Source organism: Pseudomonas sp. MF06569, from assembly GCF_059862735.1.
Genome location: NZ_JCBCUZ010000017.1, coordinates 1 through 25851 on the forward strand (window position 1 = coordinate 1; position 25851 = coordinate 25851).

Sequence of the window (25851 nt, forward strand, 5' to 3'; positions counted from 1 at the left end):
AGAACGGCTGCCACTGGCGACCTCGGTTGAAGATTACGAAGCGCTGTTGCCGTGGAACTGCTCGCTGGTGTCGCCTAACTAGGCGCGTTACCCATCTTTAAGTTGGTGGGGTTTATGGAGCGCTTACTGCTCACCTACGGCGCCAGCCCGATGGTGATGATTGCCAGCGCAGTGCTCGGCGCCTTGATCGCTCCGCCCCTGGCGTGCGCCATCGCCCGGCGGGTGCCCGGTTACATGCACTCCTATATCGGCAATGTCTTGTCGATGGCAATCAGCACCTTGCTGATCGTGCCGGTGATTGGCGTACTGGTGTAGTCCACCGCGACAGGTTTCACCCCCGATAGCCGGGAATTTCCATTGGTTGGAATGGCTTTCGGGGGGGGGAGACTGCGGGCTCCAGTACTCGCAGCCAAATCTTTAAGTCTTGCACGCGGCGCTAGCAGAACTTGAGTTGTACTGTGCATCACCCCAAATACTTGTGCTCCCTGCCGGGAGTACAGGGCCAGAAATGGCTAGCCCTAAACAGACCGTACTTTAATGCGCTGCAGAGCCGCCTGCTCCTCTTTCGCCTGTAGAACACCACACACGTGCAGGTTCATTTCAACAAAAGACTCCCAGGTAAACTGTTTGGCGTAATGGATCGCGTATTGCAGGTCCACACGGCAAATGTCCGGGCGTTCGTTGTAAATGCTGCAGCCCTTGCGCCCGGCATCGTAATGCCTGCATGTACCGTCGCCCCGATCCAGAAACCGGGTTTCAGCGGCCATGTGCACATGCTGGCAGCACAAACCGCATTGGGTACAAGGGAAGACTGAAGTGGACATGGGCAGACTCTTGGTTGTGAAGTTTCATCGCGCAGGATGGCCCCAAACCTGTTGGCCTTTGCACAGTTGCCCGCACAGTGCGCGGGCAACTGCTTGTCATGCGGCCGGTGTATCCAGGGTTTCTTTTTGTCCACTGGCAACGGCTGCAACGTCTTCGATGCGCTTTTGCGTGGCCAGGATCAAATTGCCGTCTTTATCCAGAATCGCAGTATCGATCATGGCTTTGAGCAGTTGTACCAGCTTGACCGAGCGGAACACCACGCCCTTGCTTTCAACCGAGAATGTCGGGTAATCAACACCGTGGTTGTCGATCACTTTCTTCAATTCACCCACGCTGCGACGCAGCTGTGAACTGGTCGTCGAGAAAGTGCTGTTCGCCAGTGAAGTAACTTGCTCGATCGCTCGCAGTTTACCTGCCATCAAGTCGGCTTGATCACGGAGGGTTACGGCCTGTTCCATATTGCTATTGGCGATGTTAAGGGCTTCTTCACCCTTGTTGCCCAGTACATGACCAAAAATTGCCAGTGCAGGACCGGCGACGATACCGCCCAGTACCATCATGCCCCCTGCCATACCCCATCCACCGGCAGCCAGGGAGCCACCACCCAGCCAGGCCAATGTGGCGTTGGTGGCTGCAACGCCGCTGAGCGATGAGATGGCTGTACCCGTGCTGGCGGTCGCCAACAGCATCGTGCCGTTATAGGCGCCAAACGCCAGTGCGGCACCGCCACCCACTCCTGTCCCCAATCCAAGACCGGCGTCTTTGAGCGCTTGATAATCTTGACGCAAACCGGCAAGCGCCTTGTTGGAAAAATCCCCTGCCGTGAGTTTGTCCAGTTCAGGGTTCTGGGACAGTTCGACGTTTTTCAGACGCTCGAATGTTTCAATGAACTCGACAATCACACCGTTGAAAGCACGTAATTTGCGCTGACCATAATCTTCCAGCGTAGTGTTGGTAGCCTGACGCTGTTTTTCAACTTTCTGATTGGCTGAATTGACCAGAGCAGCGGCGTCATTATTGACGTCTTTGGCGTTACTGTGGTCCATCGCACCACTCACGCCTTTGGTTGCACCATACAACGCGGCAGCGGCGGCAACACCACCAATAATCAAGGGGATAGGCATGGTCTTGCTCCTTACTCAAGAATAATGGAAATGGTTTTGTTGACTTCCCGGTTGAGCGTCTCGGCACGCTCCAGCAAATCATCGAAAATGAAGTCATCCAGTTGGTGGTGTTGCTGAAACTCCTTGAGCAGAGCCCACTCGATATTGGAGATATTCCCATCGCGCAAAGCAATCAACAGCAACTCGAACAACACGACCTTCGGCGTTGCCGGCAGCTCGAACTTCTTGTCCTTGAGCAACTCTTTCAGCACCACAATCGCGGCTTGCACACGGCCTTCTGGTCTTTTGATTTTGATCAGCGGAAACGATTTCAGAACATCAATAAGCCGTGATTCAACATCCACGGACGATGGCACTGTCGACGTTCCAGATGAAGATGAAAACATGGACGTAAACATGGACGAAGAGACCGTGGCCGATATCGTCGGAGGATCGCCGGCTGAGCGTTCCAGCTCCCTGATAATTTCAACTTCCGACTCACCCTTTTGAATGGACAAGTTGTTTAAGTTGGTATTAACGGTGAACTCATCAGGTGTTTGCCCATCCCAGAGCAGTGGTTTGTCGGCTAAAGCCATCAGTTTCGCCAGGGCAACCAGATGGTGTTTGTCCGCAGCGGACAGGAGCTTGATTAGCATGAACGTATCGTCCTTTTATGTTTTTGAGCATCGAGGCAAACTGAAAAATCACAGCGACAGCGGACTGTCACTGCTCATGAAATCGTTGAACTCATCGATTGAATGGAACTGCAATTGTTTACCCAGCAAGGTGGCGTATTGATTGATAGCCGCTGCAAAACAATCAGCACTGTTGGCTCCCGGCGCATTCACAATAGAAAACAGATGCAGGGTTTCTCGCTGCAGTTGGGGGATTTCACGGCGGGTAAAATCATCCAGTTGTGCTTGCTCTTGAGCGATACGGTCACGGGCTGCGGCTTCAATGAATCGGGTGCGTGCCAACTGCTCACGGGAAAGCTCTGCGCCACGCGCAGCGTCCAATGCACTTTGGTAAAACAGCGATGACAGGGTGTAGCCGATCATTGCCCCAATAGCAGCACCGACAAAGGGCACAGGAATGGCCAATTGCCCAAGAGCGGCCATCATGCTGCTGGAGAGCATGCCTGCCCCCTTCTCGCCCACTTCGCTCAGCAATTGCGCCTCGCTGATCTCGCCGCAGACATAGCGGTTGATGGAACTGGCCAGCGACAAACAGATATTGACCGCCAGGGCTGGAGCCGAGGTACCCGCGAGCGAGCGCAGCGTAGAGTTGCCCGACTGCTGAAGGCTGCCTTTGATCGCTGCCCCGACAAACGCCGTGCCATAACCAAGCGCCCCTGCCTTGAGCGTATCTACGGCCACGTTCTGGGCCGCCTCACCCATCTCTTTCTGGCCCTGCGCAGTCGCCAACAGGTTTTGCAGCAGCGAAATGCTGCCGCCAATTGCCGCTCCGTATTGGGCGCCCTGCAGCCCGGCACGATGGCTGGTGCGAGCAATGTCCATCGCCGTCGCCATCTTCGGGTGTGTACGGTAAAAAATTGCCTGATCTGTGGTCAGGCCACTGTCACTCAGGTGATCCGCAAGCTGCTCATAATTGTCTGCTTCGTGGCGCAGCTTTTTGGCAACATTGTCTTTGCCCAGTTGCTCGACCTTGGCAGCCTGATCCCGCAGTTGCTGGGCCTTGTCACGACAAAACGACTCAGCACCCACGTATTGTTCAGAAGGCAGCTCAAGCGTCACACCGCGATAGCGAGTGAACTCTCCATCCTCCTTTGCAATTTTGGCGAACAACTCGTCGCGCTTACCGACAAATTTCATCTGTGTTTGTGTGCCCTGAATGATTTCCCCATCCAGAAGCTGTACCCGATCCACAACAGTGTGATTCTTGCCGTACTCCGGCAAGTCGTCACTGCGTGAAACACGGATTTTTGAGCCGTTGATAATGGATTCAGCATTGTCGCGACTCGTCGCCGCAACTTCGGCGCTGTAGCCTGCCTGCTGCTTGATGTTTTGCTCGGCATACCTGGGGTCGGCATTGACCTTGTGCTTGGCAATACCCGCCAGGCCCTTGGCAAACTTCTGCTGAGTTTCGTTATCAACGCCACTGTAACCTTTGAGGTATTCAGCGTTAGCACTGCCGAAACGGCTGACAACCTCACTGGTAGAAAGCGAGATTGTCGTGTTGATGCCATCTCGTGCAATTTCATCTCTGTTGCTTTTTTCAGGGCTGTCCTGGTCGTCGAACATATCAAGCCTCCTCGCAGGCATTTGCGCAATGCAGTTTGGGTCGTGTGTACAACCCTTGGATTTTGTTAAGTCTGACCAGGATTTCATCCACCCAGCCTTGCGGTTCATACAGCCTCAGGCTCTCTCCCACACCAAATACCCACCAGAGTGTCTCCTGGTCGTTTGGCACGCGGGCATTCAGGCGTTGCCAGTCACTGTCTGGCAATTGTTTCAGTGTCTGTTGCGACCCGAGGGGCGTTTCGCTCAAGAGCCAGGCAATTTGAGGCGAGACATCAGCAACCAGATCCACGAACTCGACGGGGCCAGGATTGTTGAACCCCCCGCTATGGACGTACTGATCTATATCGAAATCGGCCTGCTCGCGGACTGGCGCATCCAGACAGACTGCATGCTTGATTCGATGCAGGGCGAACTGGCGATAATCCGAATAACCTTCAACAGTACCAATCAGATAGCTCACGCAATGGCGCGAAACCATCCCTGCTGGATGAACGCGTAGGTTCTTGTTCTCACCTTTGCTGCGACTCAGGTAGACCATCTCCAGTTGGCGCGCTTCCAGCAATGCGGTGGCCACCGGAGACCAGATACTCGCTTGCACTTCAGCAGGCTGCAGTGCCTTGCCGTTGGGCACGGCACGTACACAGTTGAGCCAGTGCACCAATTTATTGTGCTCCAGCCCCTGAAGCTGCCTCTGCGCCAGGTCGAAATGGGGGGCCAATAGCTCAAGCACACTCGGTGGCAGCAACTTGCCCAGATGGCTTTGCGCGAGTGCAAAAGCCAAGGCAGTTGGCGTATCCAGCGCGGGGAAATCAAAACGCGGAGTGTCTTTCGGGAAGCTCCACAGATAAGGGCGCCGACTCTCGTCACACAGCAAAGGGAAATCCAGCGCAAGGCGGCCACTCAGGTCACGCTGCAAGGTCCGCGAATCAATGTTGAACTCTTCAGCTTTGAGCTTTTTTTGCAGCTCACTCGTCGAAATGCTTTTGGGCGCACGAGGGATGTGGCGCAAAAGGGCCAGGTGTCTGAACAACCGGTCTTTGGGATCTGACATGAGGGCAGTTAACTCGTATCGGCCTTGATCTTGATGGTTCGCCAGCATCAAGCCGCTGGCGAACATTCCAATAGTGGCTTTTTAGCACTATATGATATTAAAAAGCCATTTTTGATTGCCTGCTGCCTCATGTCTGACCGGCACTGAAAGCTGTGCTGTTACGACATTTTTCCCGATCCAGCTCCTTCTTCAACTCGTTGATTGCCTGGCTTTTTTTCATCATCACGACGCCAACTACTACACCGATTGCAAAACAGACTAATTCTTTCATGAGGACACTCCGGGCACATTGATTGTGGCGTTGGGACACATCCTCCATCAGGCATGCGACATTCTGTGTCGCAGCCACACACCCACGTCAGATCGCGGAATCCGCGCCTGAAATAAACACACAGCTTTTAGTGAAGGGAGTTCGTAAACTGGGCCAATGCCAAGCGAGCACCAACGGTAACTATCCAATCTCAGCAAGCCCGGTCGCCTGATAGCTGGCTGAACACCCCCTCCAAAACTCACCCCATCCCCAGAGAGCAGCCCATGGTTCTACCACCCCCCCTATTCAGACACGCGACCCCACAGGACGCGGAGCGCTGCTACCAGATCGAAATTTCAGCCTATGAAGGCGATGAAGCCGCCACTCTGGAAAAGATTCGTACACGGATCGCCCAGTATCCCCAGGGGTTTCTGATCCTTGAGCAGGCCAGCCAGGTGGTGGGTTTCATCAATAGCGGCTGTGCCCACGACGTGGTCATGTCGGATGAGGCCTTCAAGGAACTGATCGGGCACGACCCAGCGGCGCCCAATGTGGTGATCATGTCCGTGGTGGTGTCCCCTGAACATCAGGGCAAGGGCTTTTCAACGCTGCTGATGCACGAGTTTGTCGAGCAGATGCGCAGCCTCGGAAAAAAAACCATCCACCTGATGTGCAAAGAACAGCACGTCGGGCTCTACACCCGGCTGGGTTATCAGTACGTTCAGCCATCCCCCTCCGAACATGGCGGCATGGCCTGGCATGAGATGGTCATGGCTGTCTGAGTATCTGTGCGAGCGCCCAAGGCGCTCGTGATACCCGCAAAAAACACTTCACTGCACACGCTTCAGAAAAGGCGTTGTGTTGCCGTGAAAACAAATGTTATGTTGCTAACACGAAGCAAACAAATGACATACCAATAACAACCACAGTGTCGGCGCGCTCTTATGTCCTTGGAAAAAAACAGCTTTCTTCAGTTGCTGGAACAAGAGTTCTCCAACCTGACACCCACCGGCAAGCGTATTGCCAGTTACTTGTTGGGCAATCCGCAACAGTTGCCCTTCGAGTCCGCTGACAGCATTGCGCAGCAAACCTCTACCACGGGCATTTCCGTGGGCCGTTTCCTGCGTTCCCTGGGTTATCAGAACCTGGATGAGGTCAAGCAGAGCCTGCGCGGTGAAGCCCCTACCTCGTGGTTGATCACCGACCGTATCGGCGCCTTCCGCGCCGAAAACAGCTGCGATGATGCACTGGACCGTTCCCTGCACCGTGAAATCGAGGCCATCCAGCAGGTCTATGAACTGGCCCGCAGCGAAACCTTTGCCCGGATCGTGCAACGCATTCACGAAGCCGATGCCGTGTTTATCCTCGGCATCCAGTCCACCCGCGGCATCCTGACTGCTTTTCACAGTCACCTTGAGTACATCCGCCCCAAGGTCTACTACGTTGACGGCCTGTCGGGCATCTACGCCGAAACCCTGAACTCCGGTTTCGCCAATCCGTACGCAATCATTGCCGACTTCCGGGCGTACTCCAGCGTGACCCAGACCTTCTGCGACGCGGCCAGCGACAACGATTTGCCCCTGGCCCTGATCACCGACCTGCAATGCCCCTGGGCCCGGGATTACCCGCTGGACCTGCTGCAGATCAAGACCGACGTCGGGCAGTTCTGGGATTCCCCGGCTCCCCTGGCATGCCTGCTGAACCTGATGGTGTCGGCCGTGGCAGAAAAATACGGCGAGCATCTGGATGTACGCCTGGCAAAAAATCGTCAGTTGCAAAAAGCCTTCGGCCAGTTCGAAGGCTGAGCCGATCGCCTCAAACAAATCACAAATGGAGTGTTTGTGTGAACCAATGCGTTGCCAACCCAAGCCCGCTCGTTGAAATCGATGTCGAGCAGTACCAGGTGCAGATCGAAATGATCTACGCCACTGCCGACAACCTGGCCGGCAAAATCATCTACCCGACGGCCCGTTGCCAGTTGCACCGCGATGCAGCCGTCTGTTTGCGCAAGGCCAGCCAGCTGGCGAATCTGGCGGGCTACAGCCTGCTCATCTATGACGCCTATCGCCCGCCCTATGCCCAGTTTTTGCTATGGGAGGCATTGCCCAACGGCGACTACGTGCGCGATCCGCATCTGGGCTCTCACCACAGTCGCGGTGTTGCCGTGGACCTGACCCTTGTGGACGACAACGGCCAGCCGCTGGACATGGGCACCGCGTTCGACGCGATGGAAGACAAGTCCCACCAGTTCTACCCCGACCTGCCGGTCAACGTGCAGCGCAATCGCCTGCTGTTACTGGGCATCATGCTGGGCGCGGGCTTCCAGGCGATCCCTACGGAGTGGTGGCATTTCGAGCTGCCCAACGCAGACGATTACCCCTTGCTCCACGAGTAATCCGGCCACGAAACCATAGAGTTTCGATGCCAGTGACACCGCTTTACGACAACAAAAAAAACGTTTCAAACATGCTTCATCTGCTACTGCCCGGTTATAGATTCCAAAAATAAACCTACTTCCAGACATCGAATGTTGAAGGAAACCGGCATGACCCTCATCAAGACCGTGAACCGCTCCACCGCTTCCCGTACCCTGAAACTGTTGCCTGGCTTGCTCTGCGCAGCCTTGAGCCTTGGCGCCTGGCAAGCGGCGACAGCAGCCACCGCACAGGACACGCTAGTCATCGGCAAACCCGCCGACCCGCAGACCCTCGACCCGGCCGTGACGTTTGACAACAACGACTGGACCATCACCTACCCGTCTTACCAGCGGCTGGTGGGCTACAAGACCGACGGCGACAAGAGCAGCACCGAAGTCCAGGGAGACCTGGCCGAGAGCTGGACTGTTTCCCCGGACAATCTGGTCTGGGAATTCAAACTCAAGCCCGGCAACAAGTTCGATGACGGCACGGGCGTAGACGCTGCGGCCGTCAAGTTTTCCTTCGACCGTCTGATGACCCTCAAGCAAGGGCCGTCCGGTGCATTCCCGGAAGACATGGTGGTGGAGGTGATCGACCCGCAGACCGTGCGTTTCACCCTCAAGACACCGTTCGCGCCCTTCCTGTTCACACTGGCCCACAACGGTGCCTCGATCGTCAATCCGCTGGTGGCCAACAAAGGCGCAGAGGCCAATGCCTGGCTGTCCAGCCACACCGCAGGTTCTGGCCCTTACCGCCTGAGCAACTGGCAGAAAGGCCAGTCGCTGACCATGGAACCGAACCCCCATTACGCCGGTGCCAAACCTGCGCTCAAGACCGTCGTGCTCAAGATCATCGCCGAGCCTTCGGTACGCCGCCTGCAACTGGAGCGCGGTGATCTGGACATTATCGAAGACATGCCTGAAGACCAACTGGGCTCTCTGGCCAGCAAACCGGGCGTCGTGGTCAAGGAGTTCCCGTCGCTGCGGGTCACCTACCTGTACCTGAACAACAAGCAAGGCCCCCTGACCAACGTCGATGCGCGCCGTGCAATCACCGAAGCCGTGGACTACAACGGCATCGTCAAAGGCATCCTGAAGGGCAAGGCCGAACTGCTGAACGGACCGATCCCGGACGGCATGTGGGCCTACGACAGCTCGCTGCCCAACATGAAGCAGGACATGCCTGCGGCCATGGCCAGCCTGGCCAAGGTGCCAAAGAAAATCACCAACCTGAGCTATATGTACTCCGACAAGGACGCCAACTGGGAGCCGATCGGCCTGACCCTGCAAGCCGCCCTCGCCCCTCTGGGCATCAACCTCAAGCTGGAGAAAACCGCCAACGCCACCCTGCGTGAGCGCGTTGGTCAGGCCGACTACGACATCGCCGTCGGCACCTGGAGCCCGGACTTCGCCGACCCGTACATGTTCATGAACTTCTGGTTCGACTCCAAGATGCAGGGCCTGCAGGGCAATCGTTCGTTCTACAGCAACCCGCAGGTCGATACCCTGATCCGCGAAGCCGCCACCACCAGCGACACCGCCAAACGCACCGAGCTGTACCAGCAGGCGCAGAAAGTGGTGCTCAACGACAGCGCCTACGTTTACCTCTATCAGAAGAGCTACACCCTGCCGATGCGTGATTCGGTCAAGGGCTACGTGTTCAACCCGATGCTCGAACAGGTGTTCAACCTGGGCAGCATGAGCAAGTAAACCTGCTGCTGCGTGCGCGCCAGCAATGGCGCGCATGGCGTTGGATTTCTGTCGTTAGAGTGACTGAGGTGCCCTATGGCCTTCCTGACGTTGTTGCGCAAGCGCCTGCTTGGCCTGTTACTGGTCGTGTTCGGTGTCTCGCTGATTACCTTTACCATCTCCCACCTGATTCCCGGCGACCCCGCCCGGTTGATCGCCGGTGACCGTGCCAGCGATGCGCTGGTCGCCGGTATCCGCCATCAACTGGGGCTGGACTTGCCCCTGTACCAGCAATACGGCCGCTACGTGCTGGACCTGGTCCAGGGTGATCTCGGCACATCGATCCGTACCAACCGCCCGGTACTGGAAGATCTACAGGCGTTCTTCCCGGCGACCCTGGAACTGGCCCTGGTGGCGTTGTTCTTCGCCATCCTGGTCGGCGTGCCGCTGGGCGTGCTGTCGGCGGTCTACCACAACCGCGCCATCGATCAGATCGCACGCACACTGGCCGTGACCGGCATTTCTACTCCGGCGTTCTGGCTCGGCCTGGGCGCCATCGTGCTGTTTTATGGCCACCTTGGCTGGCTGCCCGGCGGTGGTCGCCTGTCCGAAGGGCTCACGCCACCGACGACCATCACCGGCTTCTACCTGATCGACTCCCTGCTGGCCGGTAACTTCACCCTGTTTTTCGATGCACTCAAGCACTTGATCCTGCCCGCGGCCACCCTCGGTTTCGTGACCCTAGGCGTCATCTCGCGGCAGATCCGCTCCGCCATGCTCGATCAACTGGGCGAGGACTATATCCGTACCGCCCGGGCCTATGGCCTGTCGCGCTGGACCGTGATCCTGCGCCACGCCCTGCCCAATGCGCTGATTCCGTCAGTAACCGTTCTGGGCCTGACCCTGGGCGACCTGCTCTACGGCGCAGTCCTGACCGAAACCGTATTTGCCTGGCCGGGCATGGGTGCCTATGTCGTCAAGTCGATCCAGTCCCTGGATTTCCCGGCGGTGATGGGCTTCGCCATCCTGGTGTCGTTTATCTATGTACTGCTGAACATGGCCATCGATCTGCTGTACCGCGTGATCGATCCACGCATTGGCGAGGTGAATTGAAATGTCGGTCCCCCTTAGCGCAACACACGGCCCGCAATGGCGTGAAAAACTGACCTACCTGGCCTATCAGGTCCGCCGCAGCCCGCTGACCATGGCGGGCCTGGTGATCACCTTGATGGTCGTGGCGTCCATGATCTTCGCCCCCTGGCTGGCCAGCCACGACCCCAACGCCCTGAACCTGGCCGAGCGTCTGGCACCACCGTCCGCCGAGCACTGGTTCGGCACCGATGAAGTGGGCCGGGACCTGTTCAGCCGAGTGCTTTACGGCAGCCAGCAGTCAGTGGGGGTTGGCCTGTTCGTGGCCTTTTCATCGTGTTTCATCGGCGGCCTGCTGGGTTGTTTTTCCGGAGTGATCGGCGGGCGCTTTGACGCCCTGACCATGCGCTTGATGGACATCATGCTCTCGGTCCCATCACTGGTGCTGATCATGGCCCTAGCCGCCGCACTGGGTGCCAGCCTGTTCAATGCCATGCTGGCAATCACCCTGGTGCGAATTCCCTCCTATGTCCGCCTGGCACGCGGCCAGGCGCTGGGCATCCGCCAGATGGGCTACGTGAAGGCCGCCGAGACGTTCGGCGCCAGGCGCTGGCACATGGTGCACTGGCACGTCGCCCGCAACGCCATGCCGCCCTTGCTGGTGCAACTGAGCCTGGACATCGGCAGCGCCATCCTGATGGCTTCAGCCCTGGGTTTTATTGGCCTGGGCGCACAGCAGCCTACGGCTGAATGGGGCGCAATGGTCGCCACGGGACGCAACTACATCCTGGATAACTGGTGGTACTCCACCTTTCCGGGGCTGGCGATATTGATCACCGCCACCGGTTTCAACTTGCTGGGCGATGGCGTGCGCGATCTGCTCGACCCACGCCAACAGGGGAAATGACCATGACTACGTGCAATCCTGTGCTGGCCATCGACAACTTGAGCCTTGAGTTCCCTGCCTACAAGAGCAGCGTCAAGGCGCTGAACGGTGTGTCCCTGCACGTCAACCCCGGCGAAATAGTCGGCGTGGTCGGCGAGTCCGGATCGGGCAAGTCCGTGACCGCGATGCTGAGCATGCGGCTGCTTCCCGAACGCAGCTATCGCATCACCTCCGGCAGCCTGAGCATGCTCAACCGCGACATGCTCAGCGCACCTGAAAAAGACTTGCTGAAAATTCGTGGTCGCGATGCGGCCATGATCTTCCAGGAGCCGATGACCGCCCTGAATCCGACCCGTCGAATTGGCCGGCAAATGCTCGACGTCATCATTCACCACCAGAAGATCAGCATCAGTGCTGCCCACGCCAAGGCGGTCGCCCTGCTGCGCGACATGCACATCGCCAGCCCCGAGCAGGTGCTGGAAAGCTACCCGTTCGAACTGTCCGGTGGCATGCGCCAGCGGGTGATGATTGCGCTGGCGTTCTCGTGCGAGCCGCAACTGCTGATCGCCGATGAGCCCACCACCGCCCTCGACGTGACGGTGCAACGCCAGGTGCTGTTGTTGCTGCGCGAAAAGGCCCGGCAAAAAGGCACGGCCATCCTGTTGATCACCCACGACATGGCGCTGGTGTCGCAGTTCTGCGACCGGGTCTACGTGATGTACACCGGGGCAGTGGTAGAACAGGGCCTGACCGCCGAGGTCATGAGCAATCCCCGTCACCCTTACACCCAGGGTTTGCTCAGTGGCCTGCCCGAGATGGTCGAGCCTGGACAGCCACTCATGACCATTCCCGGACAAGTCCCCAACCTTTCACAACTGCCCACCGGTTGCACCTTCGCCGAGCGCTGCACACAGGCCATGCCGGTGTGCGCAAAACGCCCGGTGCTGACCGCCATCAACCGGGATGAGCAACGCAAGAGCGCGTGCTGGCTGGCGCAAGAGGAGCTTTCGTGATGAACAGTGCGCTGATTTACCCTGCAATCGACACGGGACCCGAGATTCTCAAGCTGACCGACGTTCGCGTGCGCTTCCCCGTCAGCAATGACTGGCTGGGCCGTCCCCGGGGCTACGCCCACGCACTCAACGGCATCGACCTTCAAGTCCGGGCCGGGGAAACCCTGGGCATCGTTGGCGAGTCGGGGTGCGGCAAAAGCACCCTGGCCCAATTGCTCATGGGCCTGCTCAAGCCCAGCAGCGGTGAACTGAGCTGGGCCAACGGACAAAATGGCGAGGGCAGCAGTAACGTCCAGATCGTGTTCCAGGACCCGCAATCGTCCCTGAACCCTCGCCTGCCCATCTGGCGCATCATCACCGAACCGCTGTACGCCCGAGGCATGCGCTCACGCGAGCAGATGCGCAGCATTGCCGCCAAAGTCGCTGCCCAGGTGGGCATCCGCCCGGAATACCTGGACCGTTTTGCGCACCAGTTTTCCGGTGGCCAGCGCCAGCGCATTGCGATCGCCAGGGCCTTGTCATCAGACCCTGACATCATCGTCCTCGACGAACCGACCTCTGCCCTGGACATCTCGGTGCAGGCCCAGATCCTCAACTTGCTGGCCGAACTGCAGCAGGCGCGCAACCTGACCTACATCCTGATTTCCCACAACGTTTCGGTCGTACGCCATATGGCTGATCGGGTGGCGGTCATGTACCTGGGACAGATCGTCGAACTGGGCAGTGCCGCCCAGGTTCTGGAGCAGCCGCGTCACCCTTACACACGCCTGCTGTTCGAAGCCGTGCCGCGACTGGGTGTACCGTTGCTTGCCGAGCAAGTGGCGGCACCTACCGAGTTGCCGGGCAACAGGAACCTGCCCGAGGGTTGTTTTTTCCTTGAGCGCTGTGGTTTGAACAGAGAGGGCTGCAAGCAGCCTCAAGTGATGCGCGGAGGTCAACACCAGCAAGTCAGGTGCCACGTACAGGACTGACTGCACTCCTTGTAGCCGCTGGCGAAGGAACGAGGCTGAGTTCGTGTGGGCAGCGGTCGCGAGACCGGTACATGCGGTGTGCCAGATTGACCGTGAAAGCCGATTTTACGACTGCTTCGCAGCCGGACGCAGCCTCGCACGGCTCGTCAGCGACTACAGATTCGCCACCCATCCCGCGTGTACCGCGTGTAGCCGCTGACGAGTAGAACGAGGCTGCGATCGAGCGCGAAGCGGTCGCAAGACCAGTACACGCGGTGTGCCAGATTGACCGTGAAAGCCGACTTTACGACTGCTTCGCAGCCGGACGCAGCCTCGCACGGCTCGTCAGCGACTACAGGCTTCGGCACCCATCCCGGGTATACCGCGTGTAGTCGCTGACGAGTAGAACGAGGCTGCGATCGAGCGCGCAGCGGTCGCAAAACCGGTACACACGGTGTGCCTGACTGACCGTCCGCCCCCCCCCCAATTATTAAGCCTTCACCAGCACTCGACTCACTTCAAACTGCCCCACCAGTTTTTGCAGTTTATTGGCATTGAGCCGCACGGTTTCAGCACTGTTTTGCAGCATCACAACAGTCTGGCGCATTTGCGTGGAGCTATGGTCGACCTGCTTGATCGTCCTGCCATAATCGAGGCTGCGCATGTTGAGTTGCTGGATGATCGCAAACATGCTTTCAACCGCCTGGTGCAGGTGTACGTTTTCCGAGGACGCATCTTCGGCCAGGCGCAAGCTGTTATCGACGTCCTTGACGCCCTCTTCCATGAAGCTGACCGCTCTTTGCGTTTCGCTCTGCAAACCTTCGACCATGTGCCTGATGTCTTCTGCCGCGCGCGATGTGCGTGAGGCCAGGCTTCGCACTTCATCGGCAACCACCGCAAATCCCCGCCCATGCTCCCCCGCTCGCGCAGCTTCAATGGCAGCATTGAGCGCCAGCAGATTGGTCTGATGGGTGATGGCGCTGATCAGACCGGTGATGTTGCCAATCTGAGTCATCTTGCTGTCGAGCAACTGCACGCTCGAAGATGAACGCTCAACCACATCCCTGATGGACTGCGTGCCTTCCTGTACGGCAAGAAACTGTTCGCGGGCACGTGCGACAACTTCATCCATTGCCTGCTTCATGTGCTCGGCACTGGCCGAGGCCTGCTGGATCTCGCCCAATTGGTCTTCGACGATAATCATCATGCGATGAACCGCTTCGCCGACCTCGGCAGACGTCACACTGGCTTGCTGGCTACGCCCCAGCATCATCCGGTTGGTGCTGCCGACCGTGCTGCTGGCTTTCACCACCTGGCCGACCACCGAGTCCAGATGGTCGATGAAGCTGTTGATCCAGCGCCCCATGTCCCCGGTTTCGTCATTGGCCATTTTCGTGGTGTCCAGTCGCTGGCGCAGGTTGCCCTCACCCTCGGCGATGGTCATGATCACGCCCGTCATCACGTTCAACCTGGCAGCCAGTCTTTTTGGCCCCCACCGACTGAACAGCACTGCCGCACACACCATGCTCAGAATTTCGGCGGCATCAATCATGTCCTGGCCCAGGCCACTGTAATGCCGGACCACGTAGTTGCAGGCAAACAGGCCTGCCATGGTCGCAAGGTACGGCTTCATCAAGCCATAACTGAGGGAGCGCCGACGATAGACTTCCTCCAGGTCGGCCTCGCACATCATGCCCCAGCGATCCGGTGAACCCGGCAACTGAAACGTGACGCCCTTGCCCACCACCGGAATGTGCCGGTAGTCCGAATAACCGGGATAGGTCACGAACAGGTTGGAACCCGTACGGATGGTCTCGCGAACACCTGCGTGCAGTTGCTGCGTGGCAGGGTCGGTGAAGCGCAGTTCCAGCTCGGTATGGCGCTGTATCTGGACGGTTCTCCAGGGCGTTTGCACCCCGCTTTTGAGGTTTTCTCCATGGGTGAATGTACCGTCCTCGAAGCGCGATCGGGACAAGGCGGTCCCTGGCGCAATGGCCGGGTCAAAACGGGACTGGGCCATGAACAGGTAGTTGTCACCGGACTCGGCAAAGATGTGCCCGGCCTCGCGCTGGATCAGATCACCCAGCACATCGTTGGGTACGCGACCGCACAGGCAGCCCAGCACGGTGGCGCCGACCTTGATCGGCTGATAGAACATCAACGTCACTTCATCGTGAAAGCGGGAAGAAGACGGGCCGATCTGCAAGGTCAGCGGGTCGCAGTAAGGCCCCTGCAGAAACGGCGCCTTCAAGCCTTCTGCCAATGCCCGTGCATGTTCCAGACTGGTGCTCGCGCGCCGACTCCAGGTCGAGGCCAGGACATTGGCGCGGGTATCCAGCACAAATAATTCTGAAAAGTCTTCTGCCTGAGCGAGCTTGTCCGTCAGCGAAGTGCTATCGAGTTGGGCAAAGTCACCGGCCAGGCTTTCTGCCAGTTCAGCCAGGTGCTCCCATTGCTCGCGAGTCCAGTTTTGCAACAACTGCACACGGGTTTCTGCGATGGCTTCGAATGTCTGTTCAATCACAGGGTAAGCCGCACGATTAAGCCAGCACGACCAGCCCATCATGATTTTTCCGGTTTTGCCGAACCAGGGTAGCCAGTGCTTCTCTCGAGAGGACAGCGTCATGGAACTGCTGGATAGCGGCATTCAATACACTCTCAATGACATAAATGATGTCAAATTGATAGCAACTACCAGGCCAACTCGAAGCCGCCCTCACGGCCATGCCTTGCAAGGGTGGAACGCGACAGCTCACGCCTCAAGCCGGTGCACCCGGGGCAATACGCTCCATTATGGCGCCCCCTCGCGGGGGCCAGATATCACTCCGCCTCCAGCGCCCCCAGCCAACGGGCTTCTGAGCGCAGCAAATGCTGGCGGATGGCTGTCTGCGCAGCGATCACGTCCTTGCACTCCAGGGCGTGCAGGATCGATTCGTGCTCGATCACGGCGGCATCCCAGGTCCCGGGGTTTTCGGAGTGTTCGCTAAGGTGCGATGAAATCGGGCTGTGGCGCTCGTCGAACAACGACGTAATGATCCGCACCAGCGCGGAGTTGCCGGTCATTTTCGCCAGGCGATGGTGAAACTTGCGGTCGTCATCCAGAGGCGGCCGATTGGCCTTGATGCTCTCACGCATGGCGTCGATGCAGTCCTTGAGGTAGCGGTAATCGCTTTTCTTCCCGTGCATGCAGGCCAGCACCACGGCCTCGCCTTCGATCAGTGCCCGCGCCTGCATCAGTTCGGTGGGGCTCTCACCCAGGGTCACCGTGCGTGCGCCGCCCTCGGGCACGCGCGCGGCAACATAGACCCCGGAGCCCATCTTGATTTCGATACTGCCTTCTATTTCCAGGGCAATCAGCGCCTCCCTCAACGAAGGCCGTGACACCCCCAGCAACTGCGTCAAGTCGCGTTCAGGAGGCAAGCGCGAGCCGACCTTGAAGTCGCCCTGAACGATGTATTCACGAAGCCTGTCGGCGATTTTCTGGTAGAGCTTGCGCTCTGGAGCAGGAAAGGAGGAGACCATCGAGTCTGAGTCCGAGAAATGATGCCAAAGGCTACCACAGAGGCCGAGGTGGACTGGAGAAACCTCGGTGGCAGCCCTGGACACTTCATCTGGCAGATCAGCCCTGATGCTGGTCTTGCCACTCCGGGCCATTGGGGTACTCAAAGTGCTCCAGGGACGATTGTTTCATCGTCACGCTGTATCCCGGCTGTTGGGGCGGCATGTAACGTCCGCGGCGTATCACGATCGGTTCGAGGAAGTTTTCGTGCAGGTGATCCACGTATTCCAGCACGCGTTTCTCCAGCGACGCCGAGACCGCGATGTAATCGAACAGCACAATGTTTTGCGAGTACTGGCACAAGCCGACACCCCCGCCATGGGGACACACGGGCACACCGAACTTGGCGGCCATCAACACCACTGCCAGCACTTCGTTCAGGCCACCCAGGCGCGCCGGGTCGAGCTGACAGAAGTCCAGGGCACCGGCCTGGAAGAACTGCTTGAACATGACCCGGTTGTGCGCATGCTCACCGGTGGCCACGCCGATCGGGTGGATGCGCTGGCGAATCGCCGCGTGACCGAGCACGTCGTCCGGGCTGGTGGGTTCTTCAATCCACCAGGGATCGAACTCGGCCAGACGCCGCATGTTGCTGACCGCCTCGTCCACGTCCCAGGTCTGGTTGGCGTCCATCATCAGTTTGCGATCCCAACCCAGTTCCTCACGCAGGATCTGGGCGCGGCGCATGTCTTGCTCGATATCGGCACCCACCTTCTGCTTGAGATGGGTCCAGCCTGCGTCCACCGCCTCACGAGCCAGGCGGCGCATTTTTTCTTCGGAATAACCCAGCCAGCCGGCAGCGGTGGTATAGCCGGGGTAGCCTTCGCGCAGCATCTGTTGCTCCCGCTCGGCCTTGCCCGGTGCCGCGCGACGCAACATCGCTATGGCTTCCTGTGGCGTCAGGGCATCGGTGATAAACGTGAAGTCGACGCAGCGCACCAGCTCTTCGGGGCTCATGTCGGCAAGCAGCTTCCAGACCGGCTTGCCCTCCTTCTTGGCCCACAGGTCCCACAGCGCGTTGATGATGGCCGCGGTGGCCAGGTGCACCACCCCTTTTTCCGGGCCGACCCAGCGCAGCTGGCAGTCACCGGCAACGATTTCATGCCAGTAGGCCCCGAAGTTGCCGGTGATGCTTTCCAGGGTACGACCGGTGACAAACAGCTTGGCCAGTTCCTTGACCGCGGCAACGCACAAATCGTTACCGCGCCCGATGGTGAATGTCAGGCCGTGCCCTTCCAGGCCGTCGCCCGAATCGGTGTGCAAGGTGACATAGGTGGCTGAGTAGTCCGACGTCGAATTCATCGCATCCGAGCCGTCCATGCTTCTGGAAGTAGGAAAGCGAATATCGCGAACAGCGACCTGGGTAATAAGGGTAGACATGGGGTTATCCTGAAGTTGAAGCTTGCCCCGCCATCTGCGGTGGATGCAGGCTTATTCATGTTATTTTCGTGCCGCACCCGCAGTCTGTCCTGCACGACCCCTCTGCGAAATTGAATGTTTCGACTACACCGATCACTCCAGGTAATCGCCCCATGATCAAGCCGCTTGAACAGTTTCGCAGTCGCCTGCGCATGCGCCACCTGCAACTGCTGTTTGTCCTGTCTGAAGAAGGCTCGCTGCGCAAGACCGCAAACATCATGGCGCTGACCCAGCCTGCAGTGACCAAGGCCCTGCACGAGCTTGAGAGTCTGGTGGGCGAAGCGTTGTTTATCCGCACCCACAAGGGCCTGGTCGCGAACACGCTGGGGGAAGCGGCCATTCGTTATGCGCAGCTGGTATTCGCTGACATGAGCGGCCTGCACGAAGAAATGACGGCCCTGCAATCGGGCAATCTCGGGACATTGCGCATCGCTTCAATGGGGTCACTGGTGGGCGGCCTGTTGCCACGCACCCTGGCGCAATTGACCCAACGCCATCCCAAGCTGAACATCACCGTGGTCATCGACACCAGTGACGTGCTGCTCCAGGCCTTGAGTCTTGATCAACTGGACCTGGTCATCGCCCGAATCACCGATGGCTGGCCGACCGAAGACCTGAACTTCGAAGCGTTCGATGAAGAGGTGATTCAGATCGTCGCGCGCACCGGCCATCCGCAGCAGCACAACAGCGACGTCACCCTGGAAACCCTGGCCTGCTACCCCTGGATCGTGCAATCGCAACCCGCGCCGCTGCGGGAAATCTATCAGCAGATTTTTCGCCAATCCCAGGTGCAGGCTCCTGCCAGCCCACTTGAAACCGCCTCGACCATGCTCACGGTCTCACTGCTCCAGCAAACCGACATGCTCGCCTTGATGCCGCTGTCACTGGTGGAGTACTACAGCGAACTGGGGGTGCTGGCACCGCTGCCGATCAAGGTGGCGGCGCGCTTGATGCCTTTCGGCCTGATCAGCCGCAAAGGACGGGTGCCCACGGCGGCGATGGAAGTGGTCAAGGCCGAACTGCGGGTGCAGGCCGGCCTTGAGGGTACAGGCGGGGTTACGGGCGACTAGACGTCAGGTCGGCAGGCGGCACGTAAGCAGTGGTCGCCGTCGACGGTGTGCGTTTGAGCATCAGCAGCAACAACACACTGACAAAGCACAGCGCTGCCACGACCTGGAAGCCGGTGCTGCTGTTGCCGGTCACCGCATCGGCGTAGGCCTTGATCTGCGGCGAGACAAAGCCGCCCAGGTTACCGATCGAGATGATGAAGGCGATCCCGGTGGCCGCGCTGGTGCCGCCCAAATGACGGGTCGGCAGGCTCCAGAACACGGGCTGACTGGCCACCAGCCCCGGTATGGCGATACAGAACGCCAACAGGGTCAGCACTGGCGTGTTGATCACCGACAGCGATGCAAAGGCCAGCGTGCCAACGGCAAGCATGGAGGATGCGACCAGGCGATGGTTGTTGTGTTTGTCGGCATACACCGTGGCGATACGCATGGCGACGATGGTGCAGAGCCAGGGGATCATCAGCAGCAGGCCGACCGAGGTGTTGACCTGACCACCCAGGGTCGAGGCCAGCTTGGCCGGCAAGTAGAACGCCAGCGGTGCATTACCGATCTGTACGCAAAAGTAAATGGCGATAAACATCAGTACACGCTTGTCTTTGAGTACACCAAAGATCGAGCCGTGGCTGGCGTAGCCCTTGGCCTTTTCTTCGCCTTCAATGACGGTGTTCATGGCGTGTTTTTCTTCAGCGGTCAGCCATTTGGCTTCGCTTGGACGGCTCGCCAGATAAAAGAACGCAATCACCCCGACCACCGAGGCCGCCAGGCCTTCGACCACAAACATCCACTGCCAGTTGGTCAGGCCAAAGGGGTTGCTGGTATCGAGGATGAACCCCGACAACGGGCTGCCGATCAGCATCGCCACCGGTACGCCAAAGTAGAACAGGCCAATGGCGCGGGAACGTTGCTTGGCCGGAAACCACTACGTCAGGTACAGGATGATCCCGGGCATGAAGCCCGCCTCGGACACCCCCAGCAAAAAGCGGATGACGTAGAAGGATGTCTCGCTGGTGGCAAACATCATCGACGCCGAGACCAGCCCCCAGGTGACCATGATCCGAGCCATCCACACCCGTGCGCCCACTCGCTGCAGGATCAGGTTGCTGGGCACTTCAAACAGCGCATAACCGATAAAAAATATCCCCGCACCCAAGGCAAATGCGGCGTCACCGATACCGGTGTCGGCTTGATAGGCGATCTTGGCAAAACCGACGTTGGCGCGGTCGATAAACGCCAGGGCGTACATCAGGGCGAGAAACGGCAATAGCCGGATCGCTGCTTTCTTGACGCCGCTCGCCAGCGCGGGCGAGTCATACAACGCTTGATAACTCATGGAACGTACCTCTTCTTATTGTTGGAGTAGGTGTTATCCAGGATGCACTCAGGCATCTTCACTCTGCGTATCACGTGTGTTCGGCAAACCTCGCCAGTTCTGCGTGTGTCGGTAATCCATCGCTGTCCCCCGGGAAACCCAGCACCCGGGCGCCGATCAGGTTGCCCCTGGCCACGGCCACGGCAACGCTTGAGCCTTCGAGCAAGGCGCTGATGACGCCCACGGCAAAACCGTCGCCCGCGCCCACGGTGTCCACGACGTTGCTCACCGGGTAGCCGGGGCTGTAGCCGCTTTTAGTGGCGCTGGCGTAATAGGCGCCCTCGGCACCGAGCTTGATGACCACCAGGGAGCAGCCTCTGTCCAGGAAGTACCGGGCAATGTCGGCGGGCTGTTCCAGGCCACTGAGCAAGCGGCCTTCGGCAAGACCGGGGAACACCCAGTCGGCCAGCCCGGCCAGATCATTCAGGCAAGCCACCATATGGGCTTGGGACGCCCAGAGCCGTGGCCGCAGGTTGGGGTCGAATGACACGCTGCAGCCTGCGGCACGCATGTCACGGGCCATGTGCACAATCAGCTCGCACACGCTGTCACCCAGTGCCGGGCTGATGCCCGTGATATGCAGATGCCTGGCGCCTCGGCAGTACCCGGCCGGATAATCGGCCAGGCTCAAGTGACTGGCCGCCGAACCTTTGCGGTAGTACTCGATGTCCGGGTCGCCACCGTCCGAACGGCGCGACTTGAACATCAGGCCCGTGGCGTGTTCGCTGTCCTGCACGGTGTGCCGGTGGTCAATACCGTCACGCGCCATGACCTCGCGCAGCCAGTGGCCGAGGGTGTCATCCCCCAGGCGGCTGATATAGCCGACCCGAAAACCAAGGCGTGCCAGGCCGGTGGCCACATTCAGCTCGGCGCCTGCGGCGGCACGCACATACTGTTCGGCCTCATGCAGGCTGCCGTCGGTCATGGCGCTGAACAGGCCCATCGCCTCGCCGCAGGTCACAATGTCGATCGTTTCTGTTGAGTCGCTCATGTCACATCACCGCACCGATTTGCCAAGGCAGGAATTCGTTGTCGCCCATGCCGTTTTCTTCGCTGCAGGTGGGGCGACCCGACGCGGTTGCGAGCATCAACTGGAAGAGCCGCTCACCGGCTTCGGCCACTGACTCTGCACCCTCGACGATCGCACCGGCATTGAAATCCATGTCCAGCGCCATGCGCTCGAACAGTCGGGTATTGGTGGCGATTTTCAGGGACGGCGTCGGTTTGCAGCCGTAGGTCGAACCGCGCCCGGTTGTGAAGCAGATCAGGTTCGCCCCGCCCGCCACCTGGCCGGTTGCGGACACCGGGTCGTAGCCAGGGGTGTCCATGAACACCAGGCCTGTCTGTACGATCGTCTCGCCATACTCGTAAACCCCCATCAGGCCGGTGGCACCCGCCTTGGCCACTGCGCCCAGGGATTTTTCAAGGATGGTGGTAATGCCACCGGCCTTGTTCCCCGGTGACGGGTTGTTGTTCATGTCTCCGTCGTGATGACGCACGTAGTCTTCCCACCAATGAATCCGGCTCATCAATTTTTCTGCGATCTGCGGTGTAGCGGCACGGGCGGTCAGCAAGTGCTCGGCACCATAAATCTCGGGAGTTTCCGACAAAATCGCCGTCCCCCCGTGGCGCACCACCAGGTCCACCGCCGCACCCAGGGCCGGGTTGGCGGTGATCCCCGAATACCCGTCCGAACCGCCGCACTGCAGGCCCACGGTGAGGTGGCGGGCCGATACACGGCTGCGCTGCTGGCTGTTTACGGGCGCCAGCATCGCCTGTACCAGCTCGATCCCCCGCTGCACCGTTTCGCGGGTGCCGCCCGCCTCCTGGATCACCAGACTGGCCTTGAGCGCTGCCGGCCGATCGGCCAGTTGCTCCATCAGCGGGGCCAATTGGTTGACTTCACACCCCAGGCCGATCACCAGTACACCGGCAAAATTCACATGGTCTGCATAGCCGCGAAGGGTTCGCTTGAGGATCTCGATCCCGTCGCCCTTGGCCCCCATGCCACAGCCGCTGCCGTGGGTGATTGCAACCACGCCGTCGACATTGGGGTAATCGCGCAGGTGGGCGGCATCGAACGCCGCAGCAATCTGCTTGCACACGGTGGCCGAACAATTGACGCTGGAAATGACCCCGATGTAATTGCGCGTACCCACACGGCCATCGGCCCGGACATAGCCGTCAAAACTGACGTCGTTGTTGTTGAAAACAGTGGGCTGATAGACGTTGGCCAGGGTGTGGGTGGAACTGCCCGAGGGCATTTCAAGGTTGTGTACATGGACGTAGTCACCGGGCTTCACGTCCGCGGTGGCCTGCCCGATGATTTGACCGTATTTGCGAATCGGCTGCCCGCAAACCAAACCGCGCAGGGCGATCTTGTGGCCCGAGGGAATGTCGGCCCGGGCGATGATGGCCAGGCCGTCGGCATGCAGTACCTGACCTTGGGCGATATCGCCGCGTGCGACCGCGACGTCATCGCCCACAGTCAGTACCAGTAAGGATGAGCTTGCAAGGTTCATGGTGGATCCTCAACGGTTATGGCGCGCCACTCAGTGCTGGCTGAGCAGGACGGCCCGCAACATCGGCTGCTCAAGACCGGGAGCAAGCTGTTCAGCCAGCTCGACCAGGGGCAGCAAACGGCGTGTTTTCTTGTCTTTATGGTTAACCGCAATATCAGCGAGACGGTGTTGCAGGAACGGGTTGCCAAAGCGTTCACGCACGCTGTCGACGTAACGCTGCGCCGCGTCGAACTGGCCGAGGGCAGCGAACACCGGCAACACTTCGCTGGCCCACAGGGCTTCCAGGTCGGCGCGCAAGGCAGGGCTTTGCATGGCCTGGTAGACCGTCTCGGTGGCCGGTCGGCCATCGCTCAACCAGCGCTCGGCCAGATAGCTGTGGCCCAGGTTCAGGGTAAACAGCTTGAGGCGCTCGAAATCGTCCAGGTCATCGGTCAGGACAATGGCCTCATGGCTGCACGGCAGGGTCAGCCCCTCCTGGCGCTCGATCGCCCACAGGGCATAGGGCTCAGCCACCGCGCCCACCGGCTCTAGGGCCTGGGAAACAATGCGGTCGACCAGGGAGTTCGCCCAACGGCAGGTGTGGATCAGGTAGGCCTCGAATGCATCGCCCAGCGCCCAACTACGGGCCAGCGTTACCAGCAGGTCGCGCAGCACGTCGCCGTTACGCGCGACCAGTTCACAGGGGAACAGCGACAAGGTGGACTGGGGGTTGTTTACCCAGCGGTCATGCAACAACACCAACAGCTTGGCCGGGAAGCTGACCGGTGCCGGGGCATCCGCGTCGAGCAACGCTGGCGTATCCCGCGAATCCAGTTGATAACCCCGGTCCCCGGTATTGGACACCACGACTTTGACCTGCTCCACAAAGCCCTTGCGCAGCACCGGCCATTGCTCGGTGGCATGCACCGCGCGGCTGATGGCCGAGGCCCACAGGTTCTGCTCCACCACCTGACCGTTTTCGATGCCCTGGATCAGCACACGGTACGGTGTACCGCTGGCCAGTGCTGCGGTGCGCGCAGTGCTGGCCGGGCTGTCGGTGCTCTGTACCACGGCGATGCGGCCCAGGGCTGCGCCACGCTCCAGGGCTTGGGACACGAACAAGTCAACGTGAGCCTGAAGAAACCGGCTGGTTCCGAACTGCAGGATCGGCGGAAATTGGCTATCGCTCATCACCACCCCCTCAGCACTCGATAATGGCTTTGACCACGCCTTGCTGCGGATCCAGCAGCGTGGTGAATTGGTTCACGACTTCGCTGAGCGGGATACGGTGGGTATTGAGCGCCTGGTCCGGGATCAGGCCATCGCGCAGGCATTGCTCGACGTAGCGGAAGTCTTCGACAGTGGCATTGCGGCTGCCCATCAGGGTGGCTTCGCGCTTGTGGAACTCGGGATCGGAGAAGGTGATCGAGTCACGCACCACGGAAATCATCACGTAGGTGCCGCCGTGGGCGATAAATTCAAAGCCGCGTTCCATGGCCCGGGCGTTGCCGGTGGCGTCGAACACCACGTCATAGAAATCGCCTTCGGTGAGGTCGGCAAGGGCCTCTTTGTCACCCTCGCCAATTTTCACTGCGGCGTGAACATTGAGGTGCTTGCGGCAAAAATCCAGGCGGTCGTCACGGGTATCGAGCACGGTGACGATGGCCCCGCGCAGCCCTGCAAAGATCGCCGCCGCCATGCCGATCGGTCCGGTTCCGACGATCAGCGTGCGCTGCCCGGCCTGGATGTTCGAGCGGCGCACCGCATGGGCGCCGATGGACAGGAACTCGATCATTGCCGCCTGGTCCAGCGACACGCCCTCGGCCTTGTGAATGAATTGATGGGCCACGCTCAGGTATTGGGTAAAGGCGCCGTCGCAATGCACGCCGAGCACCTGAATCCGGGTGCAGCAGTTGGTCTTGCCCTGACGGCAGGCGATGCACGTGCCGCACGAGATATAGGGCATCACGTAGACCACGTCCCCAGCGACCAGACCGCTGCCCTCTTCACTGGTTTCGACGATGCCGGAAAACTCGTGGCCCATGACCCGAGGGTACTCAAGGAACGGCTGGTTGCCGGTGTAAATGTGCAGGTCAGTGCCACACACGCCCACGCGCTTGACCCTGATCAGGGTTTCGCCGGGCTGGCGCTCGGGAATCGGACTTTCGATGGCGGTGAGCGAGCGCGGCTCGTTACAGATCACAGTCAGCATTTTTTATTCTCCGTCGTTAGCCCGGGGGCTACGGGTACAGGCGAGGTGATAGAGGGGTGACAAACAGGGAGGGCTGCAACAACGGAGGGGAAAAGACAGGGCATCTGGATCTCCTCTTATTGTGTGCAGGCTTGAGTGCCGCTTGGATGATCACGCCTCGAAAATTACACGCAGCCAAAAAAATTGGC

22 protein-coding genes and 2 pseudogenes are annotated in these 25851 nt (G+C 59.4%); 10 read left to right on the forward strand and 14 right to left on the reverse strand.

All coding sequences use genetic code 11. The features are described from left to right. Positions 1–126 precede the first annotated feature (126 nt). Positions 127–315 (forward strand): annotated as a pseudogene (locus AC19YQ_RS15865) (hypothetical protein); the annotation flags it as partial. A 203-nt stretch (positions 316–518) separates the two neighbouring features. Here AC19YQ_RS15865 and AC19YQ_RS15870 read toward each other — a convergent pair. The 6 genes from AC19YQ_RS15870 to AC19YQ_RS15895 form a co-directional block, all read right to left on the reverse strand. Beyond that, positions 519–824, reverse strand: coding sequence for a YkgJ family cysteine cluster protein (locus AC19YQ_RS15870; RefSeq protein ID WP_326397943.1), 306 nt, complete (start codon positions 822–824; stop codon positions 519–521). 96 nt (positions 825–920) lie between these two features. Continuing rightward, complete coding sequence (locus AC19YQ_RS15875; RefSeq protein WP_133076820.1) at positions 921–1949, reverse strand: hypothetical protein; 1029 nt, start codon at positions 1947–1949, stop codon at positions 921–923. A gap of 11 nt (positions 1950–1960) precedes the next feature. Then, on the reverse strand, positions 1961–2584 hold the full coding sequence (locus AC19YQ_RS15880) for a hypothetical protein (RefSeq protein ID WP_133076821.1): 624 nt from the start codon (positions 2582–2584) through the stop codon (positions 1961–1963). Between the two features lie 48 nt (positions 2585–2632). After that, the gene (locus tag AC19YQ_RS15885) at positions 2633–4189 is read right to left on the reverse strand and encodes a hypothetical protein (protein ID WP_133076822.1); all 1557 of its coding nucleotides are present in this window, start codon (positions 4187–4189) and stop codon (positions 2633–2635) included. A gap of 1 nt (position 4190) precedes the next feature. Continuing rightward, the gene (locus tag AC19YQ_RS15890) at positions 4191–5240 is read right to left on the reverse strand and encodes a helix-turn-helix transcriptional regulator (protein ID WP_133076823.1); all 1050 of its coding nucleotides are present in this window, start codon (positions 5238–5240) and stop codon (positions 4191–4193) included. 127 nt (positions 5241–5367) lie between these two features. Next, complete coding sequence (locus AC19YQ_RS15895) at positions 5368–5511, reverse strand: hypothetical protein (RefSeq protein ID WP_326397944.1); 144 nt, start codon at positions 5509–5511, stop codon at positions 5368–5370. A gap of 263 nt (positions 5512–5774) precedes the next feature. Here AC19YQ_RS15895 and AC19YQ_RS15900 point away from each other — a divergent pair, with 263 nt between their 5' ends. From AC19YQ_RS15900 to AC19YQ_RS15935, 8 genes are all read left to right on the forward strand, one after another. Next, entirely contained in the window at positions 5775–6272 is a 498-nt protein-coding gene (locus tag AC19YQ_RS15900; protein WP_133076824.1) for a GNAT family N-acetyltransferase, read from the forward strand. Positions 6273–6434: 162 nt separating this feature from the next. Further along, entirely contained in the window at positions 6435–7295 is an 861-nt protein-coding gene (locus AC19YQ_RS15905; protein ID WP_133076825.1) for a MurR/RpiR family transcriptional regulator, read from the forward strand. Between the two features lie 38 nt (positions 7296–7333). Next, entirely contained in the window at positions 7334–7885 is a 552-nt protein-coding gene (gene ddpX / locus AC19YQ_RS15910) for a D-alanyl-D-alanine dipeptidase (protein WP_133076826.1), read from the forward strand. Between the two features lie 150 nt (positions 7886–8035). Further along, the gene (locus AC19YQ_RS15915) at positions 8036–9616 is read left to right on the forward strand and encodes an ABC transporter substrate-binding protein (protein WP_133076827.1); all 1581 of its coding nucleotides are present in this window, start codon (positions 8036–8038) and stop codon (positions 9614–9616) included. A 75-nt stretch (positions 9617–9691) separates the two neighbouring features. Continuing rightward, a complete protein-coding gene (locus AC19YQ_RS15920; protein WP_133076828.1) occupies positions 9692–10708 on the forward strand; it encodes an ABC transporter permease in 1017 nt (338 codons plus the stop codon). A 1-nt stretch (position 10709) separates the two neighbouring features. Continuing rightward, the gene (gene ddpC, locus AC19YQ_RS15925; protein ID WP_326397945.1) at positions 10710–11591 is read left to right on the forward strand and encodes a D,D-dipeptide ABC transporter permease; all 882 of its coding nucleotides are present in this window, start codon (positions 10710–10712) and stop codon (positions 11589–11591) included. 2 nt (positions 11592–11593) lie between these two features. Continuing rightward, positions 11594–12583 carry an oligopeptide/dipeptide ABC transporter ATP-binding protein gene (locus tag AC19YQ_RS15930; protein ID WP_133076830.1) on the forward strand — a complete coding sequence of 330 codons (990 nt, stop codon included), beginning with the start codon at positions 11594–11596 and terminating at the stop codon, positions 12581–12583. Next, on the forward strand, positions 12583–13554 hold the full coding sequence (locus tag AC19YQ_RS15935) for an oligopeptide/dipeptide ABC transporter ATP-binding protein (protein ID WP_133076831.1): 972 nt from the start codon (positions 12583–12585) through the stop codon (positions 13552–13554). Before AC19YQ_RS15930 ends, AC19YQ_RS15935 begins: the two co-directional genes overlap by 1 nt. Before the next feature lie 469 nt (positions 13555–14023). Here the strand turns inward: AC19YQ_RS15935 and AC19YQ_RS15940 are convergent, their stop codons facing one another. The 3 genes from AC19YQ_RS15940 to AC19YQ_RS15950 form a co-directional block, all read right to left on the reverse strand. Next, positions 14024–16180: a methyl-accepting chemotaxis protein gene (locus AC19YQ_RS15940; protein WP_133076832.1), complete on the reverse strand. Its 2157-nt coding sequence runs from the start codon at positions 16178–16180 to the stop codon at positions 14024–14026. Positions 16181–16353: 173 nt separating this feature from the next. After that, positions 16354–17055 (reverse strand): FCD domain-containing protein, encoded by a 702-nt coding sequence (locus tag AC19YQ_RS15945; protein ID WP_133076833.1) that lies wholly within the window; start codon positions 17053–17055, stop codon positions 16354–16356. A 97-nt stretch (positions 17056–17152) separates the two neighbouring features. Next, positions 17153–18472, reverse strand: coding sequence for an L-fuconate dehydratase (locus AC19YQ_RS15950; protein WP_133076834.1), 1320 nt, complete (start codon positions 18470–18472; stop codon positions 17153–17155). Between the two features lie 152 nt (positions 18473–18624). Between AC19YQ_RS15950 and AC19YQ_RS15955 the strand changes: the two genes are divergently transcribed. Next, positions 18625–19581: a LysR family transcriptional regulator gene (locus AC19YQ_RS15955; protein ID WP_500595476.1), complete on the forward strand. Its 957-nt coding sequence runs from the start codon at positions 18625–18627 to the stop codon at positions 19579–19581. Here the strand turns inward: AC19YQ_RS15955 and AC19YQ_RS15960 are convergent. The 5 genes and pseudogenes from AC19YQ_RS15960 to AC19YQ_RS15980 form a co-directional block, all read right to left on the reverse strand. Continuing rightward, a pseudogene (locus AC19YQ_RS15960) lies at positions 19568–20911 on the reverse strand (MFS transporter). The gene AC19YQ_RS15955 and the pseudogene AC19YQ_RS15960 sit on opposite strands and share 14 nt — an antisense overlap. Before the next feature lie 70 nt (positions 20912–20981). Next, entirely contained in the window at positions 20982–21941 is a 960-nt protein-coding gene (locus AC19YQ_RS15965; protein WP_133076837.1) for a sugar kinase, read from the reverse strand. 1 nt (position 21942) lies between these two features. After that, on the reverse strand, positions 21943–23472 hold the full coding sequence (locus AC19YQ_RS15970) for a UxaA family hydrolase (RefSeq protein WP_500595477.1): 1530 nt from the start codon (positions 23470–23472) through the stop codon (positions 21943–21945). 30 nt (positions 23473–23502) lie between these two features. Next, positions 23503–24642, reverse strand: coding sequence for a mannitol dehydrogenase family protein (locus AC19YQ_RS15975; RefSeq protein ID WP_326397946.1), 1140 nt, complete (start codon positions 24640–24642; stop codon positions 23503–23505). A gap of 10 nt (positions 24643–24652) precedes the next feature. After that, positions 24653–25663: a zinc-binding alcohol dehydrogenase family protein gene (locus tag AC19YQ_RS15980; RefSeq protein WP_133076840.1), complete on the reverse strand. Its 1011-nt coding sequence runs from the start codon at positions 25661–25663 to the stop codon at positions 24653–24655. Between the last annotated feature and the right edge of the window lie 188 nt (positions 25664–25851).

Bases quoted from the DNA above. Each gene is read 5' to 3' on its own strand.
- AC19YQ_RS15895 (WP_326397944.1), bottom strand. From the start codon at position 5,511: ATGAAAGAATTAGTCTGTTTTGCAATCGGTGTAGTAGTTGGCGTCGTG.
- AC19YQ_RS15930 (WP_133076830.1), top strand. From the start codon at position 11,594: ATGACTACGTGCAATCCTGTGCTGGCCATCGACAACTTGAGCCTTGAG.
- AC19YQ_RS15935 (WP_133076831.1), top strand. From the start codon at position 12,583: ATGAACAGTGCGCTGATTTACCCTGCAATCGACACGGGACCCGAGATT.
- AC19YQ_RS15900 (WP_133076824.1), top strand. From the start codon at position 5,775: ATGGTTCTACCACCCCCCCTATTCAGACACGCGACCCCACAGGACGCG.
- AC19YQ_RS15875 (WP_133076820.1), bottom strand. From the start codon at position 1,949: ATGCCTATCCCCTTGATTATTGGTGGTGTTGCCGCCGCTGCCGCGTTG.
- AC19YQ_RS15920 (WP_133076828.1), top strand. From the start codon at position 9,692: ATGGCCTTCCTGACGTTGTTGCGCAAGCGCCTGCTTGGCCTGTTACTG.
- AC19YQ_RS15890 (WP_133076823.1), bottom strand. From the start codon at position 5,240: ATGTCAGATCCCAAAGACCGGTTGTTCAGACACCTGGCCCTTTTGCGC.
- AC19YQ_RS15980 (WP_133076840.1), bottom strand. From the start codon at position 25,663: ATGCTGACTGTGATCTGTAACGAGCCGCGCTCGCTCACCGCCATCGAA.
- ddpC (WP_326397945.1), top strand. From the start codon at position 10,710: ATGTCGGTCCCCCTTAGCGCAACACACGGCCCGCAATGGCGTGAAAAA.
- AC19YQ_RS15870 (WP_326397943.1), bottom strand. From the start codon at position 824: ATGTCCACTTCAGTCTTCCCTTGTACCCAATGCGGTTTGTGCTGCCAG.
- AC19YQ_RS15975 (WP_326397946.1), bottom strand. From the start codon at position 24,642: ATGAGCGATAGCCAATTTCCGCCGATCCTGCAGTTCGGAACCAGCCGG.
- AC19YQ_RS15950 (WP_133076834.1), bottom strand. From the start codon at position 18,472: ATGTCTACCCTTATTACCCAGGTCGCTGTTCGCGATATTCGCTTTCCT.
- AC19YQ_RS15885 (WP_133076822.1), bottom strand. From the start codon at position 4,189: ATGTTCGACGACCAGGACAGCCCTGAAAAAAGCAACAGAGATGAAATT.
- AC19YQ_RS15965 (WP_133076837.1), bottom strand. From the start codon at position 21,941: ATGAGCGACTCAACAGAAACGATCGACATTGTGACCTGCGGCGAGGCG.
- AC19YQ_RS15955 (WP_500595476.1), top strand. From the start codon at position 18,625: ATGATCAAGCCGCTTGAACAGTTTCGCAGTCGCCTGCGCATGCGCCAC.
- AC19YQ_RS15905 (WP_133076825.1), top strand. From the start codon at position 6,435: ATGTCCTTGGAAAAAAACAGCTTTCTTCAGTTGCTGGAACAAGAGTTC.
- AC19YQ_RS15915 (WP_133076827.1), top strand. From the start codon at position 8,036: ATGACCCTCATCAAGACCGTGAACCGCTCCACCGCTTCCCGTACCCTG.
- AC19YQ_RS15880 (WP_133076821.1), bottom strand. From the start codon at position 2,584: ATGCTAATCAAGCTCCTGTCCGCTGCGGACAAACACCATCTGGTTGCC.
- AC19YQ_RS15945 (WP_133076833.1), bottom strand. From the start codon at position 17,055: ATGGTCTCCTCCTTTCCTGCTCCAGAGCGCAAGCTCTACCAGAAAATC.
- AC19YQ_RS15970 (WP_500595477.1), bottom strand. From the start codon at position 23,472: ATGAACCTTGCAAGCTCATCCTTACTGGTACTGACTGTGGGCGATGAC.
- AC19YQ_RS15940 (WP_133076832.1), bottom strand. From the start codon at position 16,180: ATGCCGCTATCCAGCAGTTCCATGACGCTGTCCTCTCGAGAGAAGCAC.